Annotated in this window: 16 protein-coding genes and 1 riboswitch; of the genes, 13 read left to right on the top strand and 3 right to left on the bottom strand. The window is 61.7% G+C overall.

Going from position 1 to position 17,218, the window contains the following annotated elements; all coding sequences use genetic code 11:
• Nucleotides 1–370 precede the first annotated feature (370 nt).
• Entirely contained in the window at nucleotides 371–2,275 is a 1,905-nt protein-coding gene (locus XMD517_RS15485; RefSeq protein ID WP_254450052.1) for a PhoX family phosphatase, read from the top strand.
• A 121-nt stretch (nucleotides 2,276–2,396) separates the two neighbouring features.
• Here XMD517_RS15485 and nagA read toward each other — a convergent pair whose 3' ends face one another.
• Nucleotides 2,397–3,515, bottom strand: a complete 1,119-nt coding sequence (gene nagA / locus XMD517_RS15480; protein ID WP_173488196.1) for an N-acetylglucosamine-6-phosphate deacetylase — start codon at nucleotides 3,513–3,515, stop codon at nucleotides 2,397–2,399.
• Nucleotides 3,512–4,411: a BadF/BadG/BcrA/BcrD ATPase family protein gene (locus tag XMD517_RS15475; protein ID WP_173488197.1), complete on the bottom strand. Its 900-nt coding sequence runs from the start codon at nucleotides 4,409–4,411 to the stop codon at nucleotides 3,512–3,514. Before XMD517_RS15475 ends, nagA begins: the two co-directional genes overlap by 4 nt.
• Before the next feature lie 171 nt (nucleotides 4,412–4,582).
• Here XMD517_RS15475 and XMD517_RS15470 point away from each other — a divergent pair, with 171 nt between their 5' ends.
• From XMD517_RS15470 to XMD517_RS15420, 11 genes are all read left to right on the top strand, one after another.
• Nucleotides 4,583–5,275, top strand: coding sequence for a phosphatidylserine decarboxylase (locus XMD517_RS15470; protein WP_173488198.1), 693 nt, complete (start codon nucleotides 4,583–4,585; stop codon nucleotides 5,273–5,275).
• Nucleotides 5,268–6,002: a CDP-diacylglycerol--serine O-phosphatidyltransferase gene (gene pssA, locus XMD517_RS15465; RefSeq protein WP_173485149.1), complete on the top strand. Its 735-nt coding sequence runs from the start codon at nucleotides 5,268–5,270 to the stop codon at nucleotides 6,000–6,002. Before XMD517_RS15470 ends, pssA begins: the two co-directional genes overlap by 8 nt.
• A gap of 196 nt (nucleotides 6,003–6,198) precedes the next feature.
• Nucleotides 6,199–6,423: riboswitch (cobalamin riboswitch) on the top strand.
• Nucleotides 6,424–6,572: 149 nt separating this feature from the next.
• Entirely contained in the window at nucleotides 6,573–7,370 is a 798-nt protein-coding gene (locus tag XMD517_RS15460) for a DUF4198 domain-containing protein (RefSeq protein ID WP_173488199.1), read from the top strand.
• Nucleotides 7,371–7,407: 37 nt separating this feature from the next.
• Complete coding sequence (gene cbiM, locus XMD517_RS15455; protein WP_173488200.1) at nucleotides 7,408–8,025, top strand: cobalt transporter CbiM; 618 nt, start codon at nucleotides 7,408–7,410, stop codon at nucleotides 8,023–8,025.
• A complete protein-coding gene (locus XMD517_RS15450; RefSeq protein WP_371734356.1) occupies nucleotides 8,022–8,651 on the top strand; it encodes a cobalt ABC transporter permease in 630 nt (209 codons plus the stop codon). The genes cbiM and XMD517_RS15450 overlap by 4 nt, the downstream gene beginning before the upstream one ends.
• Nucleotides 8,648–9,436 carry a cobalt ECF transporter T component CbiQ gene (gene cbiQ, locus XMD517_RS15445; protein WP_173488201.1) on the top strand — a complete coding sequence of 263 codons (789 nt, stop codon included), beginning with the start codon at nucleotides 8,648–8,650 and terminating at the stop codon, nucleotides 9,434–9,436. Before XMD517_RS15450 ends, cbiQ begins: the two co-directional genes overlap by 4 nt.
• On the top strand, nucleotides 9,423–10,073 hold the full coding sequence (locus XMD517_RS15440) for an energy-coupling factor ABC transporter ATP-binding protein (protein WP_173485153.1): 651 nt from the start codon (nucleotides 9,423–9,425) through the stop codon (nucleotides 10,071–10,073). Before cbiQ ends, XMD517_RS15440 begins: the two co-directional genes overlap by 14 nt.
• A gap of 165 nt (nucleotides 10,074–10,238) precedes the next feature.
• A complete protein-coding gene (locus XMD517_RS15435; RefSeq protein ID WP_173488202.1) occupies nucleotides 10,239–10,889 on the top strand; it encodes a GntR family transcriptional regulator in 651 nt (216 codons plus the stop codon).
• A 114-nt stretch (nucleotides 10,890–11,003) separates the two neighbouring features.
• A complete protein-coding gene (locus tag XMD517_RS15430) occupies nucleotides 11,004–12,380 on the top strand; it encodes a glutamine synthetase family protein (RefSeq protein WP_173488203.1) in 1,377 nt (458 codons plus the stop codon).
• A 27-nt stretch (nucleotides 12,381–12,407) separates the two neighbouring features.
• Complete coding sequence (locus tag XMD517_RS15425; protein WP_173488204.1) at nucleotides 12,408–13,709, top strand: FAD-binding oxidoreductase; 1,302 nt, start codon at nucleotides 12,408–12,410, stop codon at nucleotides 13,707–13,709.
• A 20-nt stretch (nucleotides 13,710–13,729) separates the two neighbouring features.
• Nucleotides 13,730–15,073, top strand: coding sequence for an FAD-binding oxidoreductase (locus tag XMD517_RS15420; protein ID WP_173488205.1), 1,344 nt, complete (start codon nucleotides 13,730–13,732; stop codon nucleotides 15,071–15,073).
• A gap of 79 nt (nucleotides 15,074–15,152) precedes the next feature.
• Here XMD517_RS15420 and XMD517_RS15415 read toward each other — a convergent pair whose 3' ends face one another.
• The gene (locus XMD517_RS15415) at nucleotides 15,153–15,734 is read right to left on the bottom strand and encodes a cupin domain-containing protein (RefSeq protein ID WP_173488206.1); all 582 of its coding nucleotides are present in this window, start codon (nucleotides 15,732–15,734) and stop codon (nucleotides 15,153–15,155) included.
• A 179-nt stretch (nucleotides 15,735–15,913) separates the two neighbouring features.
• On the opposite strand from XMD517_RS15415, the gene gabT reads away from it, so the two are divergent.
• Complete coding sequence (gene gabT, locus XMD517_RS15410) at nucleotides 15,914–17,209, top strand: 4-aminobutyrate--2-oxoglutarate transaminase (protein ID WP_173507591.1); 1,296 nt, start codon at nucleotides 15,914–15,916, stop codon at nucleotides 17,207–17,209.
• Nucleotides 17,210–17,218 lie beyond the last annotated feature (9 nt).

The following is a 17,218-nucleotide window of genomic DNA, read 5'->3' as shown; positions in this document are numbered from 1 at the left end:
AGAATCTGGCGGGCCGGGGGAAGCTAGCTATGGGTGATATATTTCAGCATACATTTGTATGCAACCCCTTTTGCCCTGAAAATTAAGGGCAATCCCAAAGATTTTCCCCGGTAATCCCCCCATACTCCCCCTGATAAATTCCAGATGGAGACCCGGTTGAAGGCCGTAACGAATCCCCGGCAACATAGGGCAGGGCTGGTGCTCTGTCACCTGTCCGTCTGGCCCATCGGGTGTTTGCCCGTGAAATTCGGCAGCGTCGCGAAACCTTCATGTGGCGATGGTCTTTCTGTTACATTTCGGGGGTTCCTTACGCCAAAACGCAAAGCCCGCCCGATCTGGTGTGGGCCGCATGTCTGGTTGGAGAGAAGATATGGACCAAATGCACGACCTGTCCGCGGATGACTGGGATGAGAAACATTTCCCGCGCCCTGATGAAAACGAGTTTGACGAGGTGGTCGAACGCGCGCTGAGCCGCCGGGGGTTTCTGGGCGGCATTCTGGCCTTCGGATCCGGGGCTGCCGTCATGGGCGCAGGGGTGGGGGCAGGGATGCTGAACGCCACCTCGGCGCTGGCGCAACAGGCGCAAACTGCGGCGCGTTTCCCGTTCAAACCCATTCCGATCGCCACCGATCATCTGGTGCATGTGCCCGAGGGCTATCACAGTCAGGTTCTGGCCAGCTGGGGGGATGCGCTGTTTGCAGACGGTGCGGGCTACAGCGTTCAGGACGGTGGTCCCGTTGCCAAGTCGGACCGGGTTTTCGGCGAAAATACCGATGGGATGGAATGTTTCAGCTATCAGGGTCACGAGCTGATTGTGATCAACCATGAATATGCCAACCGCAAGATCAACCTGCCGGCCGCCCAGGGCGGGGTGCCCGCCGGGGCCGGGGATGTGCAGAAACTGCAGAACCTTCAGGGCGTGACGGTGATGGAACTGGCCGAAGGGTCGGAAGGCTGGCAGGTGGTTGTGGACAGCCCGTTCAACCGCCGGATCACCCATAACTCACCGATGAAACTGGTGGGGCCTGCGGCGGGTCACGCCCTGTTGCAAACCGAGGCGGATCCGACCGGCACCCGCTCGCTGGGCACGCTGAACAATTGCGGCTCTGGCAAGACCCCGTGGGGGACCTATCTGACCTGCGAGGAAAACTTCAACGGCTATTTCGGGTCCACCGCCGGTGAGGCCGACCCGCTGCCGCGCGGTTTCCAGCGTTACGGGATCGGTGCGGATGGCTGGGGCTATGACTATCACAAATGGGATGCGCGGTTTGACACGTCGAAGACCCCGAATGAACCCAACCGGGCGGGCTGGATCGTCGAGATTGACCCGACCGACCCCAACAGCATGCCGGTGAAACACACGGGCCTTGGCCGGTTCAAACATGAAAACGCTGAGGTGGTGCTGGCGCCCTCCGGGCAGGTTGTGGTCTATATGGGCGATGATGAACGCGGCGAGTTCCTGTATCGTTTCGTGTCCCATGGCCGGTATCAGCCGGGCGGCTCCACCGAGGGGTTGCTGGATGACGGGACGCTTTTCGTGGCGAAGTTCCACGATGACGGTACCGGGGAATGGCTGGCCCTGACCCCGGAAACCACCGGCATGGAGAGCCTGGCCGAAGTGCTGATCTTTGCGCGCGAAGCAGGTTCGGCCGTGGGGGCCACCACCATGGACCGTCCCGAATGGGTGGCCGCAAACCCGGTTGCAACCGAGGTTTATTGCGCGCTGACCAATAACAAGAACCGGGGGGTAAAGCCCAATGCCGGTGGGGATGACACATCGGTCAACGGGCCGAACCCGCGTGAAACCAACCATTACGGCCAGATCCTGCGCTGGCGTCCGCATCAGGACGATCACGCCTCTGACCGGTTCGACTGGGACCTTTATGTGATGGCGGGCAATCCCACGCTTTATGACAATATCTATGGCGGATCCGCGAATATCACCGAGGGCAACCTGTTCAACTCGCCGGACGGGATGGCGTTTGATGACAGCGGCCTTCTGTGGATTCAGACCGATGGCAAGGACAGCAACGAAGGTGATTATGCCGGGATGGGCAACAACCAGATGCTGGTGGGCGATCCTCTGACCGGAGAGATTGCGCGCTTTATGACCGGGCCGAAAGGCAGCGAAGTGACCGGGCTGTGCTGGTCATCGGACCGGCGCACCGCTTTTGTCGGGATCCAGCATCCGGGCGGATCCTGGCCTGCGGAAACCGGCCTGCCACGCTCATCTGTCATTGCGGTGAAACGCGAGGATAACGGGCGCCTCGGTTGATCCGGGGTCACTTGGGCTGATCTGCGCGGAAACGGCGCAAACGGGTGCGTTGAAAGCCCCGCAAGACAGATCCACCCCCGGCCGGTTTCGCCCAGACTGGTTGAACGGGCCGGGGGTGGGTTCATTTTTCTGACAGCCAGCGCAGCGTGCGCAGGTCCGGGCTGAGGCGGATGAAATCCTTTGCGGCTGTTGGGGGTGCAAGCCCCGCGAGCGCCCGTGGCGCAGAGGTGGCGGCGCGCAGGGCCGCAGCCATCGGCAGGCCGACCTCCTCAACCATCACCTGAATGGCGCGGGTCAGGTCCAGATCGGCCCCGGCAAGCGTGCCATCCGCCAGCGTCAGCCGACCCTGATCCCGCGTGATCCGGCGTCCGTTCAGATCAAACCCTGTCCGGTCGCTTCCCGCCACGGCCATTGCGTCGGAGACGAGGAAAATCTCACCGGGGCCAGATTTGGCGGCCCAGGCCGTGCGCAATACCTGCGGGTGCACATGGATCCCGTCCGCGATCACCCCGGCCCAGAGCCGCCCGTCGCTGAGGGCTGCGCCCACGCAGCCCGGCGCGCGGCTGGTCAGTGGGCTCATCGCGTTGAACAGATGGGTGACGCAGCGTGCCCCTGCTTCGACATAACGCAGGCAGGTGTCGAAATCTGCATCGGTATGACCAAGTGAGACCAGAACCCCGGCCTGGGCCAGCTCGCGAACCTGTTCGGGGGTGACGTTTTCCGGGGCGATTGTGACTTTCAGCAGGGGGAGGGCCTGTGCGGCGGCGATGAGCATGTCCAGATCGGCCTCGGTCATGGCCCGGATCAGGGCGGCGTCATGGGCGCCTTTGCGGGCCAGTGACAGGTGCGGGCCTTCCAGATGCAATCCGGCAATGCCGGGCAGTTGTGCATGGATGGCCTGTTGCACGGCGGTGATGGTGGCGCGGGTGGTTTCGGGCCGATCCGTGATCAGCGTGGGCAGGAATTGCGCCACGCCAAGCTGGCGGTGCGCTTTGGACATGAGGCGCAGGGTGTCGATATCAGGGGCGTCCCCCAGCATCACCCCGCCGCCGCCATTGACCTGCAGATCCGCATAGCCCGGCGACAGGATATCCCCGCCAAGGTCGATATCCGGTCTGGTCCCATCCTCGGGCAGGAGCGTTTGCAGCGCCCCGTTCACAAACAGGGCCATATGGCCCATCCGCAGCTGGGTGCCGTCAAAGATCGGCCCGCCCGAGACGCGCAGCGTGGCAGCGGTCATGGCTGACCCTCCGCAGCAAAAAGATGTGCCAGCGCCAGCGCGCCCTCAAGCGGCGTGGCTTTGGGCGCGATCAGGCTCTGTTGCATCCGGTCGGGCAGATAGGCGGCAAATTCCGGTCCGATCCCACCGGTCAGGCAGAGCGGCTGGCCCTGCTGCCAGCCCATTCGGATCAACCGGTCGGCAATTGCATCCGCCCCGGCCTCCATCACCGCCAGCGCCAGAGCGTCACCCTCTTCGGCAAATCGGGTCACGGCCCGGGCCAGTTGCCCGAAATCAGCGGGTGAGGCCCCGGCGGCAAAGCGCAGGATGCCAAGGGGGTCGGCAAACTGATCAAGGAAATGACTGGCAAGGTCTGAGGGGGCGCGCAGCCCATCCACCACATCCAGACTATAGCTGAGCGCCGTCCGCCCCACCCACATTGCCGAGGCCGGATCGCCCAGAACCGCGCCCCACCCGCCGATAAAGCGCATCTTTCCCCTGATCTGGGACGCGACGAAAGATCCGGTGCCGCAATGGGCAAGATACCCGTCCTCGTCCCCCAGCACGCCTTTAAGCGCGGCGGGCTGGTCATCTTCGATCTTGACGCGCGAAAAGGGCAGGGCGGCATGGATCGCGGGGATCTGCGCCGGGCTGATGATCCCGGCCAGCCCGAGATAGCTGGGCAGGGCGGCCAGCTGGTCCGCCGGTTGGCCGGAGCGTTGCGACAGCAGATCCAGACAGCGCCTGATCTCGGCCATCGCGCCCTCGAAATCGGAGTTCACATTCACCGACCCGCCTTCGACGTCATGTCGGGTGGGGCCGCTCTCCAGCACCATCCGGCATTTGGTGCCGCCGCCATCCACGGCAATGACCGGGTGCGGGGGGCAGGGGGATGAGGGGGCGAAAATTGATGTCATGGTCAAACTGTAAAGCGCAGATGAGGGCAAAAGAACAGGCCAAACTCGGACTGATTGCAAGGTCTTGCCGGAGTGCAGGCGCCGCTCCAAAGGCGGGCGCGGGTGATGTCGCTTGCTTTCCCAATCGCGCTGCGTATTTTGGGGCGAACTTTTTTGATCGGAAAACCTGCCGTGAATATGATGTCTACCTTCGTCAAACCGATGCATCCCGAGGGGCGTCGGTTTGTTGCCATTTTTGCCGCGATCACCGTGGTGCTGTTTTTGCTGTGGGAGCCGCTTGGCTGGATCGGGGTCGGGCTGACCGTCTGGTGTTACTACTTCTTCCGCGATCCCGAACGCATGTCGCCGGTGCGCGATGATGTGATCATCAGCCCGGCGGACGGGGTGGTGTCGCTGATCGAACCGGCGGTGCCCCCGACGGAACTGGGGATGGAAGACAAGCCGCTGACCCGCGTCAGCGTGTTCATGTCGGTCTTCAACTGCCATGTGAACCGGATGCCGGTGGGCGGCAAGATCATCAAGATCGCCTATCGCCCGGGCAAGTTCTTCAACGCCTCGCTCGATAAGGCCAGCAAGGATAATGAGCGCAACAGCCTGCGGATAGAAATGCCGGACGGGCGCGACATTGCCGTGGTGCAGATCGCGGGTCTCGTGGCGCGCCGCATTGTCTGTTTCACCGGCGAGGGGCAGCGTCTGGGGCTTGGGGAGCGGTTCGGCCTGATCCGCTTTGGCTCTCGTCTGGATGTCTATCTGCCGGAAGGGGTCGAGCCGATGGTGCGTCTGGGCCAGACCATGATCGCGGGTGAAACGCTGATTGCAGAGCTGACCGACGCGTCGGACGCAGGCGGCAGCCCCGATGCTTGATGACCCCCAAAAGGCGCCCCGCAAGGTTGCCCTGATCCAATTGGTGCCGAATGTGATGACCGTGGCGGCGGTCTGTGCGGGGATGACCGCGATCCGGTTTGCCATTCAGGGCCATGTCAGCTGGGCGGTTGGGTTTATCTTGCTGGCGGCAGTGCTGGATGGTCTGGACGGCCGGATGGCGCGGCTGGTCAATGGGCAGTCCGAAATGGGGGCCGAGCTGGACAGCCTGGCCGATTTCCTGAATTTCGGCGTGGCGCCTGCATTCATTCTTTATTTCTGGGGGCTACAGGATCTGCGTTCGCTGGGATGGCTGGCGGCGCTGACCTTTGCGATCTGCTGCCTGATCCGTCTGGCGCGGTTCAATGTGGGCAACAAATCCGAACAGGGCGGCAGCTCGGCGCATTTCGTGGGGGTGCCCGCGCCTGCGGGTGCGCTTCTGGCCTTGGTGCCGATCTATCTGGACCGGGTGTTTGTGCAGTCGGGCCCTCTGCCGGATGGGATCACGGTGCTGTACCTGATGCTGGTGGCGTTCCTGCTGATCAGCCGCATTCCGACCCCGTCGTTCAAAACCACGCGGGTACATCGGGAGCATGTGAAATACGTGCTGGTCGCTGTGGGCGTGTTCGGGGCGGCCTTTGTAACCTATATCTGGTTGACGCTCCTGCTGTGCAGTGTGGCCTATCTGGTTCTGGTGGCCCTCGGGGCGCTGCGGATGCTGCGCCACTGACAATCGCCGTGTCCAGAGGCTGTGTCCTGAGCCAGATGATTCGCCGCGGATCTGCGCTGTTGCCTTTGGGGTCGCTTTTCTTCACCTTCCGAATTCGTTTGAATTCAGCGGCTTGCGTAAATGCGCGACCGACTGTCGCCGGATTGCGACCTGTGGAAAGCGGCGCTGCGCCTTGACATCCGGGGCCTTGATCTGACATTCAGACCCTGTGATCGGTTCCGCGCGAGCAGAGGCTCCGCGGTAGCAATAGGGAATACGGTGAGGTGTAGCCAACAGGCGCCAATTCCGTGACTGCCCCCGCAACTGTGAGCGGTGAGCGACGCTGAACATGCCACTGGGAAGCCGCCGAAAGGCGCCTCGGGAAGGCCAGCCAAGCTTTGACCCGCGAGTCAGGAGACCTGCCGGACACTGGGCCAGGGAGACCTTGCCCATTTCCAACCGGACGCCGGGGTGAGCGTCTGGCCCGGCGGTCCCAGAATGAAAACCGGACCCACCGTGCCAACTCCCCGTTGTTCATTCCTGCTTGCAGGGCGCGCGAAAGACGTGTCCGCACTGTCGAATGAGGACGATATGAAAACGACCTTTCTGGCCAAAGCACTGGCCATTTCCCTTCCCGCATTGCTGCCGGTCACGGCCTTTGCGCATTTCCAGCTGAACTATACCAAGGATGCGTTGATCGAACGTCCGGGGGACGTGCCGATGGGGCTGATCTTCTGGCACCCGATGGAGAACGGGCACGCCATGGATATGGGCCAGCCGCAGGAATTTTTCATGGTGCATAATGGCGAAAAGACCGACCTGATGGATCGTCTGGAGCCTGCGACCTTCAAAGGGGCCTCGAACGAGGCCGCCGCCTACCGGGCCAGCGTGCCGGTCAAACGCTCGGGCGATTACGTGGTGGTGACGGTGCCCGCCCCCTATTATGAGCAAAGCGAAGACATCTATATCCAGCAGATCGCCAAGGTTGTTCTGAACCGCAACACGCTGCCCACCGACTGGGATCAGCCGGTGGGTCTGCCGACCGAGATCCTGCCGCTCAACAAGCCGTATAACGTGATCACCGGCTCGACCTTCTCGGGGCAGGTCCTGTCCGAAGGGAAGCCCGTTGCCGGCGCCGAGATCGAAATCGAATATATGGCGGCCGAACCGGATCTGGAGCGGTTCGCGACCTCCGGCAGCACCGTTCAGCCAATGGCCGGAGGGTCCATCGTTGCGCTGACCGATGCCAATGGCGTCTTTACCTTCGGCATTCCGAAAGCTGGCTATTGGGGGTTTGCGGCCCTTGGAACCGGGCCCGAGACGGAACATGAAGGCAAGGAGCTGAGCCAGGATGCCGTGTTGTGGATCCGGGCGGAGGATCTGAAATGACACGCGCACTCCGCAGTCAAAAAGGGGAGGGGGCAGGATGCATATCGTAGATGGCGCCCTGTCCAACCCGGTGGTGATTGGCGGGGCGGTCCTGGCCATTGGCGGGCTTGCCATGGGCCTGAAGGATCTCACCCTTGAACGTATCCCCGCGGCGGGTGTGTTATCGGCGAGCTTCTTTGTGGCCTCGCTGATCCATGTGCCGATCGGGCCCAGTTCGGTCCATTTGATCCTGAACGGGCTGGCCGGGCTTGTGCTGGGCTGGGCCGCCTTTCCGGCCCTGTTTGTCGGGCTGTTGCTGCAGGCGGTGTTCTTTGGGTTTGGCGGTCTGACCGTACTGGGGGTGAATGCGGTGAATATCGCGCTGCCTGCGGTGCTGGTCGGGCTGGCGTTTCGGCCGCTTGTGGCGCGGGGCTCGCCGCGTCAGGGCGCGATCTGGGGCGGCATCGGCGGGGGCATGGCCATTGCGGCCACCACCATCGCCGTGGCGATTTCCCTCGCGCTGACCGGGGATGAATTCCTGCCCGCCGCAAAGCTGGTGTTTTTTGCCCATATCCCGGTGATGGTGATCGAGGCGCTGTTGTCCGGGGCCGCCATTTTCCTGGCCCGCCGTGTCAAACCTGAACTGTTCATGGATGTGAAAGGAGGGCTGACATGATCCACATGATCCACATGATCCGGGCCTTCTTTCTGACCGCGCTTCTGGCGCTGCCGGTCCTGCCGGCTTATGCCCATAACGTGATTTCCGCCGTCTTTCCGTCAGGATCGAATATCGAGGGCGAGGTCGGGTTTTCCAACGGCGACATGGCCGCTGATCTGCTGATTGAGGTGTTTGACGAGGCGGGCACCAAGATCGGGGAAACCACAACCGATGCGGACGGGTTCTTTCTGTTCACACCGGCCCAGCCGGTCACCCATGTGTTCCGGGGCGATCTGGGGGCGGGTCATGTGGCCGAGGTGATCATGCCCGGCGCGGAAGTGGCAGAGCTGATGGGGCAAAGCCCGACCGCCCCCAATCCTGCTGCCGCGGCGTCGGTGCTGCAAGGCGCGCCCGGGCAGATGATGGCGTCAACTGCCGGTCTGTCTGATCAGGCACAATCCGAGCTTGCGACCATGCTGCGCACCGAGTTGCGCCCGCTGCGCAAGGAAATCACCGCCCTGAAGAATGAAGCGAATTTCCAGTCCATCCTTGGCGGGATCGGCTATATTTTCGGCCTGTTTGGCGTGGTCTTCTATATCGCCGCACGGCGCAAGATGGGGGACAAGATGGGGGATAGGCAATGACCTATGTTCTGACCGGCGTTGAAAAACCCCTGTCCGGCTTTGGCGCGTTTCGCGCTGCCGTCTCTGCGCTGGACCCGCGGATGCGGATCGTGATGACCCTGGCCTATGCGATTGTTGTGGTCGGGCTGAGCGACCTGCGGGTCCTGACCGGCGCCATGGGCCTGTCGGTCTGGCTGCTCTGCCTGTCCGGCCTGCCGTTTCGCCAGACCTTGAAACGCATGGCGATGATGGACAGTTTCATCATCTTCATGCTGGTGCTGCTGCCCTTTACCATGCCGGGAACGCCGATCTTCACGATCTGGGGGTTTGCCGCCAGCTGGGAAGGGCTGTGGCGCGCGGTGGAAATCGCGCTGACCGCCAACGCGGTGATCCTTGCGGTGATGACGCTGGTGGGCACGATGGAGCCGGTGACCATGGGGCATGCGTTATTTGCGCTGAAAACCCCGGCGCGGCTGGTGCATCTGATGATGTTCACCATCCGCTATATCGAAGTGCTGCGCGAGGAATACCTGCGCCTGCGCACCTCGATGAAACTGCGCGGCTTCCGCCCCGGCACCAACTGGCACACCTATCGCAGCTATGGCTATCTGGTGGGGATGATGCTGGTGCGGGCGATCGAACGGTCCGAACGCATTCTGGCGGCGATGAAATGCCGGGGGTTCTCGGGCCGTATCCTGCTGCTCGAGGAGTTCCGGCTGACCCGATCCGACATCCTGTTTGCCCTGTCCCTTGCGGTTGCATTGCTGACCCTGATCGGCGCCGAGGTTCTCTATGCCACTCATTGAGCTGGAAGACATCCACTTTGCCTATCCGGGGCTGGACCCGGTGCTGGAAGGGGCGGCGCTGCGGCTGGAACCGGGCGAGCGCCTGTCGCTGGTCGGGCCAAACGGGGCGGGCAAATCCACCCTGCTCAAGATCATCATGGGGTTGATCACCCCCCTGAGCGGCACGGTGAAAGCCTTTGGCAAACCCTGCATCGCCGAGGCGGATTTCCACGAGATGCGCCGTCGGGTCGGGCTGGTTTTCCAGGATGCGGATGATCAGCTGTTCTGTCCAACCGTTGCCGAAGACGTGGCCTTCGGGCCGCTTAACCTGGGCAAATCCAAGCACGAGGCGCTGGCGATTGTGGACCGGGTGCTGTCGCGTCTGGGGCTGATCCATCTGCGGGATCGGGTCACCCACAAACTTTCGGGTGGCGAAAAGCGACTGGTCACGCTGGCCACGGTTCTGGCGATGGAGCCCGAGGTGCTGATCCTTGATGAACCCACCAATGCGCTCGACCCGGACAATTACGCGCGTCTGATCGAGATCCTCAAAGGGTTGGATCAGGCGATCCTGCTGGTCAGCCATGTGCCGGAATTTCGCTCTGAAATCGCGCCGGAAGGCTATCGGCTGGAAGGGCGCAAACTGGTGCGATTCTGAAAATACCCCGCCCTCCGGACCTGTCCGGGGGGTGATTTTCCCTGAGGCTTGCAGTTTTTATCAAAACTGTAGCCCCTCGTGACGTGACCGGTTTGCTGCGCGCAGCGCGATCTGCTACACCCTGACAGAAGGTTCGCCGCCAGTTGGGGCCAGTTGGAGAATGTGATGAGCAGATTGACAGGCCGCCGCCCGGTTCATGAAACCTATTACACGAAAATCAAGGAAATGATCCTGTTTGGAGAGGTGCTGCCCGGCCAGCCGCTGACCATTCACGGGTTGGCAGAGGCGATTGGGGCGGGGGTGACACCCGTGCGTGAAGCCATTCGAAAACTGACCACGGAAGGCGCGCTCGAGGTTTTGGAAAATCGGCGGGTGGCGGTTCCGGTCATGACCAAGGAGCGGTTCGAGCAGATCGAAATCCTGCGTCTTTCCGTTGAGCCAAAATTGGCAGAGATGGGTGCTAAGCAGCTGGATAAAAAAGATATTGATCGGTTAGAGGAAATTGACGACGCGATGGGCGAGGCGATTGATCTGGGGGATATCCGGGGCTATCTGGAAACCAATTACCGGTTCCATTTTGCGCTATATGCCCCGTCTGAGGCCGATATTCTGTTGCGCCATGCCGAGATGCTCTGGTTGCAGATTGGCCCTTCTTTGCGGGTGGGATGTGGCCGGTTTGGCACGTCAGGTCAGAGTGACCAGCATATGGAAGCGATCCGGGCGTTGCGGGCAAAAGATCCGACAGCCGTCGGGGCCGCCATGGCCGAAGATATCCGCCAGGGTATGGGGTTTGTGCAAAAATCCCTTACCGCATGACAGACCCCTGCTGCGCGACAAGGTAAAGGAATATCTTGACGCGCTGCACACTTTTGATCAAAAGTGCATCCAGATCTGAGCGCCCCATGTCAAATGGGCGTCAAAGGAGGACAGATGACACAGGATCGCCGCAGCGGCTGGATGAACACCCTGCCCGAAGAGTTTACCGAATATGCACGCGGGCGCCGCGTGGAGGAGGTCGAATGCATCATTCCCGACCTTGCCGGTACCTCGCGCGGCAAAGCGATGCCTGCGGTCAAATTTGACCCGGAGGAGGCGCTGGCGCTGCCGATTTCCCTCTTTTACCAGACGATTTCCGGCGAATATGTGGATATGGAGATCGAGAACCAGTGGCTGGAGCGCGACGTGGTGCTGCGCCCGGACATGTCCACCGCCAATGCGGTGCCCTGGGCCGAGGATGCCACGGTGCAGATCATCTGTGACATGTTCACCCGCGAGGGGGATCCGTTGCCGATTGCCCCGCGCAACCTGCTCAAACATGTGGTGGGTCTTTACCGGGCGCAGGGATGGGATCCGGTCGTGGCGCCAGAGCTGGAATTTTACCTGACCAAGCCCAATCTTGACCCGAACGAACCGATCGAAGCGCCGATCGGGCGCACCGGGCGGCAAGGGGCCAGCCGTCAGGTCTATTCCATGTCGGCGGTAGATGAATACGGGCCGGTGATCGACACGATTTTCGACTTTGCCGAGGCGCAGGGGCTGGAGATTGACACGGTTATCCAGGAAGGCGGGGCCGGCCAGATCGAGATCAACCTCAATCATGGCAACCCGGTCTATCTGGCCGATCAGGTCTTTTTGTTCAAACGCACCATCCGCGAGGCCGCGTTGAAAAACGGCGTTTTTGCCACGTTCATGGCCAAGCCGATGCGCGATGAACCGGGCAGCGCGATGCATGTGCACCAGTCGGTTGTGGACAGCGCGTCCGGCCAGAACGTGTTCTCGAACACAGATGGCACCGCGTCGGACCTGTTTCGCTGGTTCATTGGTGGATCGCAGAAATACATGATGGATGTGGTGCCGCTGCTGGCGCCCTATGTGAACTCGTTCCGGCGGATCACGGTTGAAGGGCAGTCGGCGCCGTCAAATCTGGAATGGGCGGCGGACAACCGCACCACCGGGCTGCGCGTGCCCCATTCCGGCCCTGCGGCGCGGCGGCTTGAAAACCGGGTGATTGGCATGGATTGCAACCCGTATATCGCCATCGCGGCCTCTCTGGCCTGCGGCTATCTGGGTATGATGAACCGGGTCGAGCCGCGCGCGGAGGCGACCAAGGAGGTTTGGGAGGCGGAGGAGCCGCTGCCGGTCTCGTTGCAGGCTGCGCTGGAGCTGTTTGATGAGGCGCATGAGATCCGGGCCGTGCTGGGGGAGGAGTTTTGCAAGCTCTATTCCGATATCAAATGGGCGGAGCACGAGGAATACCAGCGGGAAATCTCGCCCTGGGAACGCCGTCACCTTCTTCTGAATGCCTGATATCCAACCGGGAAATGCGAGGACATTATGGATCTGCTGACCGTCAATGATCGTGCGGGGGAATATCCGCACTCCTATTATGCTGCCACCGCCACGCCGCTGGATCGGTTCCCGAAGGCCCGGGGAGAGATCACCTGTGACGTCTGTGTCGTGGGCGGTGGGTTCATGGGGCTGTCAAGCGCGCTGCACCTGGCGCAGAAGGGCTATGATGTGGTGCTGCTTGAGGCACAGCGCGTGGGGTTCGGGGCCTCGGGGCGCAATGGCGGACAGGTCGGGCAGGGGCAGCGCCTTGATCAGGATGATCTGGAAAATATGGTCGGCAAGGCCCATGCGCAGGAATTGTGGGCGCTGGCCAATCAATCGGTGGATCTGGTGCGGGATCTGTCGAAATCCGATCTGGTGCGGGCGGATTTCCACGATGGGGTGCTGCACACCGATCACCGCCGGCGTTATGTTGCCCATAGCCGGGACTATGCCCGCAAGCTCAACGATGAATACGGCTATGACAAGATTCGGTTTGTCGATGAAGAGGAATGTCGCCATCTGGTGAACTCGCCCGCCTATTACGGGGGGACGCTGGATCTGGGGGCGGGGCATATCCACCCGCTGGAATTTGCCTTGGGACTGGCGCGGATGGCGGTTCAGGCCGGGGTGCGGATCTTTGAGGAAAGCAAGGTCAGCGAGATCATCGAAGGGGACCCGGCAAAGGTGGTCACCGACGCGGCCACCCTGTCGGCGCGCCATGTGGTGATGGGCTGCAATGGCTATCTTGGAAAACTGCAGCGCCATGTGGCCGAGCGGGTGATGCCGATCAACAATTACATTGTCGCCACCACGCCCATGACCCCGGCGCAGCAGGAAGATCTGATCCGCAACAACTATGCCGTGGCCGACAGCAAATTCGTGATCAACTACTTCCGCTTCTCCGACGACCACCGCCTGCTTTTCGGTGGCACGGAAAGCTATCGTTACAAGTTCCCGTCCGATATTGCCGGTGCGGTGCGCCGCCCGATGGAGGAGATCTTTCCGCAGCTCAAGGGCATCGGCATCGACTATGCCTGGGGCGGTACGCTGGGGATCACCATGAACCGGATGCCACATGTGGAACGGATCAGTGGCAATATCCTCTCGCTGTCCGGTTTTTCGGGCCATGGTGTGGCGCTGGCCACCCTGTCGGGTCAGATCGCGGCGGAAGCCATCGCGGGGCAGGCGGAACGGTTTGACATTATGGCGAATGTGCCGACCCAACGCTTCCCCGGCGGGCCTGCGCTTCGCTCTCCCCTTCTGGTTCTGGCCATGTTGTGGTTTAGTCTCAGGGACAGGCTCTGAGGCGCGGCTGAGGGGGGAACATGCGGCGGATCTATGAAAATCTGGCCTATTCGGATCGCCCGATCCGTGACCGGTATTGGAGCCGTTTCCTGCCGGACCCGGCACCGGAATATCCAGCCCTGAGCGGGGAGGCAGAGACGGATTTTGCCGTGATTGGCGGCGGGTATGCCGGCCTGTCTGCCGCCCTCCAGCTGACTGAGGCCGGGGCCGATGTGACGGTGCTGGATGCGATGACCCCCGGCTGGGGCGCGTCGGGGCGCAATGGTGGGCTGGTCTCAGTGGGGGCCGCAAAGCTCGATGATGGCCAGATCCTGCGCCGCTACGGGCCGGACGATGCGCGGCTGTTTTTTGACGCTGAGCGGGCGGCGGTGGATCTGGTTGAAACCTATCTGGAGCGGTTTGCGCTGGATGTGGACCGCCAGTCCGGCGGTTACACCTATCTGGCCCATCGGCCCGACGCGGTGCAGGGGCTGAAAGACTATGGCCAGCAATATACCAGCCGCTACGGGTTGCCCTATCAGTTCATCCCGAAAGAAGAGATGCCCGCCCGCGGCATGACCAGCCCGGATTTTCATGGGGCGGTGACCCTGCCGATCGGCTTTGCGCTCAACCCGATGAAATTCGTGCTGGGGCTGACCGGGGCGGCAGAGCGCGCCGGGGTGCGGATCCATTCCCGGTCGCCAGTCATGGAGATCACGCCGGGAGCACCACATATCCTGCAGACGCCTCAGGGCAGGCTGCGGGCCAGGCACCTGCTGATCTGCACCAATGGCTATTCCTCGGAGGACCTGCCCGACGCCTTGGCCGGACGTTACCTGCCGGTGCAGTCAAATATCCTCGTGACGCGCCCTATGACAGAGGATGAACTGGCGGCGCAGGGCTGGACCTCGGACCAGATGTGCGTCGATAGCCGGACCCTGCTGCATTATTTCCGCCTGCTGCCGGATCGGCGGATGTTGCTTGGGTTGCGCGGCTCCGTGCGTGTGACAGAGGCAGAGATGGCCCGAACCGAGGCCATGGCGCGGGCGGATTTCGACCGGATGTTCCCGGCCTGGCAGCAGGTGGAGACAGAGTATTTCTGGTCCGGCCTCATCTGCATGACCCGCAACCTCGTGCCATTTGCGGGGCCGGTGCCGGGGATGGACAGGGCTTGGGCCGCGCTTGGATTTCACGGCGGCGGCGTGACCATGGCGCCCTATGCGGGGGCGTTGATTGCCGATATGGCGCTTGGGCGGGCTGCCCGCCCGCATCCCGGTTTGATGCAACGCCCCTTGCGCCGGTTTGAACTGGGTCGCTGGCGGCGCAGCGCCTTGCCCGCGGCCTTTGCCTGGTATCGGCTCTGTGATGAGGGGCTTGGCGGATAGGATATCGCCCCCGACCGGCCTCCTGCCCGGCGTGGTGCCTGCCGGGCCATTCCCTGATCCCTCTGCCCGCTTTGGTCCTTTATAGGTATGGGGGAGTGCAAGCTGATATGACTTTGCATACTCTGTCGGAGTTATTTTTGAATCTGTGTGGTTCTTTTGAGTTGAAGAGGTATGCGTCGCCGGCTTTGAGGGTTCTGGTTTCTGGACCGACGGTGATTTCGAGTTCGCCTTCGATGACGATGCCGCCTTCATTTGCGTCATGTTCGATCATGGTTTCGCCGGTATCGGCGCCGGGTTCGTATCTTTCGTGCAGGATCTGGAGGCCGTGGAGTTTTGCGTCCCCGACCTGTTTGAGGGTGATTTTTTTCTGGGCGGCTTCGTTTCCCTGGTAGAGGAGGGATGTGAGGTCTCTGAGCTCTGCGGGGGTGAAGAAGGTCTGGGATGTTGTTGTTGCGTCGGGTTCAAAAAACTCTGACATGGAAATTCCGAAACCGCCCAGAATTTTGCGCAAACTTGCGACGGAAGGGCTGGATCTGTTGGTTTCGATCATCGAGATCTGCCCGTGCGGCACGCCTGCGGATTCGGCGAGCTGTCTTTGAGACATGTTGAATTGCTGTCTCAGCTGCTTCAAACGGGTGCCAACGTCAAATTCGTCCACCATGGATTGGGTCCTTTCATCGCTTTTTGCCAGATTGGGCGATTCAGCGAGTTTTGTCCAAACTCACCTCTAGCAATGCTCAATAAATTGAGCAATACAGGATGCGAGAATCAATGAATATGTGAATCGATCCCGGATTTTTGGGGGGGAGACACATTCCGTCACCTGTGGAGGAGCCTCACGTGAGCACTACTGAAACCCTCAAATCCCGCCGCGCCGAGGCTGTTGCCAATGGCGTTGCCACCCGTGGCATTTATGCGGTGCGCGCAGAGAATGCCGAGCTGTGGGATGCCGATGGCAAGCGTTATATCGACTTTGCGGCGGGCATTGCCGTGAACAATACCGGCCATCGTCACCCGAAGCTGATGGAAGCGGTTGCCAAGCAGTCCGAGGCGTTTACGCATACCTGTTTCCACGTGGCGCCTTATGAAAGCTATATCGCGCTGGCGGAGCGTCTGAACGCGTCGACGCCGGGGGACTTCAAGAAAAAGACCATGATGGTCACGACCGGCGCGGAAGCGGTGGAAAACGCGGTCAAGATGGCGCGGGCTTACACTGGCCGTTCGGGTGTGATTGCCTTTTCCGGCGCCTTCCATGGGCGCACCCTGATGGGCATGGCGCTTTGTGGCAAGGTGACCCCTTACAAGAAAGCCTTCGGGGCGATGCCGCCCGAGGTGCTGCATGCGCCGTTCCCGAATGAATTCCACGGGGTCACGGTCGAACAGTCGCTGGCGGTGCTGGACAATATGTTCAAAAGCTCGATCGACCCGGAACGTGTGGCGGCGATGATCATTGAACCGGTGCAGGGTGAAGGCGGCTTCAACATTGCCCAGCCTGAATTCCTGCGCGCGCTGCGCAAGATCTGTGACGATTACGGCATCATCCTGATTGCGGATGAGGTGCAGGCGGGGATTGCGCGGACAGGGAAACTTTTTGCGTTTGAGCATGCGGGCGTGGCCGCCGATCTGGTGACCATGGCCAAGGGCCTGGCGGGCGGCTTCCCGCTCTCAGCCGTCACTGGCCGGGCCGAGGTTGTCGATGCCGCCCCGGTGGGCGGCATCGGCGGCACCTATGCGGGCAACCCGCTGGCGGTGGCGGCGGCCAATGCTGTCTTTGACGTGATCGAGGAAGAGAAGCTTTGCGACCGCGCCACTGAGATTGGTGAGACGGTCAAATCCCGTCTGAACGCCCTGGCGGCGCGTCAGGGGATGGAAGCGATTGGCGACGTGCGTGGCCTTGGCGCGATGATTGCCTTTGAACTGGTCACCGACCGTGACACCAACGCCCCGGATCCCGCGCTGACCCAGGCCATTGTGGCCGAGGCCGAGGCGCGTGGTCTGATCATTCTGCCCTGCGGCACCCGCGCCAATGCTGTGCGCCTTCTGCCGCCGCTGACCATTCCGATGGAACAGCTCGACGAGGCGATGGACATCATTGAGGCTTCGATTGAAGCTGCCATCAGCAAAACCGCCGCGTAAGCCGCGAAC

The organism is Aliiroseovarius sp. xm-d-517 (assembly GCF_013283135.1).
GTDB lineage: Bacteria > Pseudomonadota > Alphaproteobacteria > Rhodobacterales > Rhodobacteraceae > Aliiroseovarius > Aliiroseovarius crassostreae.
Note: the sequence above shows the minus strand (reverse complement) of the source record. Positions and strands in the feature narration are given on the sequence as shown.

Excerpts from the sequence above, each read along its gene's own strand:
- pssA (WP_173485149.1), top strand. The coding sequence starts at position 5,268 with ATGCTTGATGACCCCCAAAAGGCGCCCCGCAAGGTTGCCCTGATCCAA.
- XMD517_RS15435 (WP_173488202.1), top strand. The coding sequence starts at position 10,239 with ATGAGCAGATTGACAGGCCGCCGCCCGGTTCATGAAACCTATTACACG.
- nagA (WP_173488196.1), bottom strand. The coding sequence starts at position 3,515 with ATGACCGCTGCCACGCTGCGCGTCTCGGGCGGGCCGATCTTTGACGGC.
- XMD517_RS15420 (WP_173488205.1), top strand. The coding sequence starts at position 13,730 with ATGCGGCGGATCTATGAAAATCTGGCCTATTCGGATCGCCCGATCCGT.
- XMD517_RS15430 (WP_173488203.1), top strand. The coding sequence starts at position 11,004 with ATGACACAGGATCGCCGCAGCGGCTGGATGAACACCCTGCCCGAAGAG.
- XMD517_RS15440 (WP_173485153.1), top strand. The coding sequence starts at position 9,423 with ATGCCACTCATTGAGCTGGAAGACATCCACTTTGCCTATCCGGGGCTG.
- XMD517_RS15485 (WP_254450052.1), top strand. The coding sequence starts at position 371 with ATGGACCAAATGCACGACCTGTCCGCGGATGACTGGGATGAGAAACAT.
- XMD517_RS15460 (WP_173488199.1), top strand. The coding sequence starts at position 6,573 with ATGAAAACGACCTTTCTGGCCAAAGCACTGGCCATTTCCCTTCCCGCA.
- XMD517_RS15450 (WP_371734356.1), top strand. The coding sequence starts at position 8,022 with ATGATCCACATGATCCACATGATCCGGGCCTTCTTTCTGACCGCGCTT.
- XMD517_RS15475 (WP_173488197.1), bottom strand. The coding sequence starts at position 4,411 with ATGACATCAATTTTCGCCCCCTCATCCCCCTGCCCCCCGCACCCGGTC.
- cbiM (WP_173488200.1), top strand. The coding sequence starts at position 7,408 with ATGCATATCGTAGATGGCGCCCTGTCCAACCCGGTGGTGATTGGCGGG.
- cbiQ (WP_173488201.1), top strand. The coding sequence starts at position 8,648 with ATGACCTATGTTCTGACCGGCGTTGAAAAACCCCTGTCCGGCTTTGGC.
- XMD517_RS15415 (WP_173488206.1), bottom strand. The coding sequence starts at position 15,734 with ATGGTGGACGAATTTGACGTTGGCACCCGTTTGAAGCAGCTGAGACAG.
- XMD517_RS15425 (WP_173488204.1), top strand. The coding sequence starts at position 12,408 with ATGGATCTGCTGACCGTCAATGATCGTGCGGGGGAATATCCGCACTCC.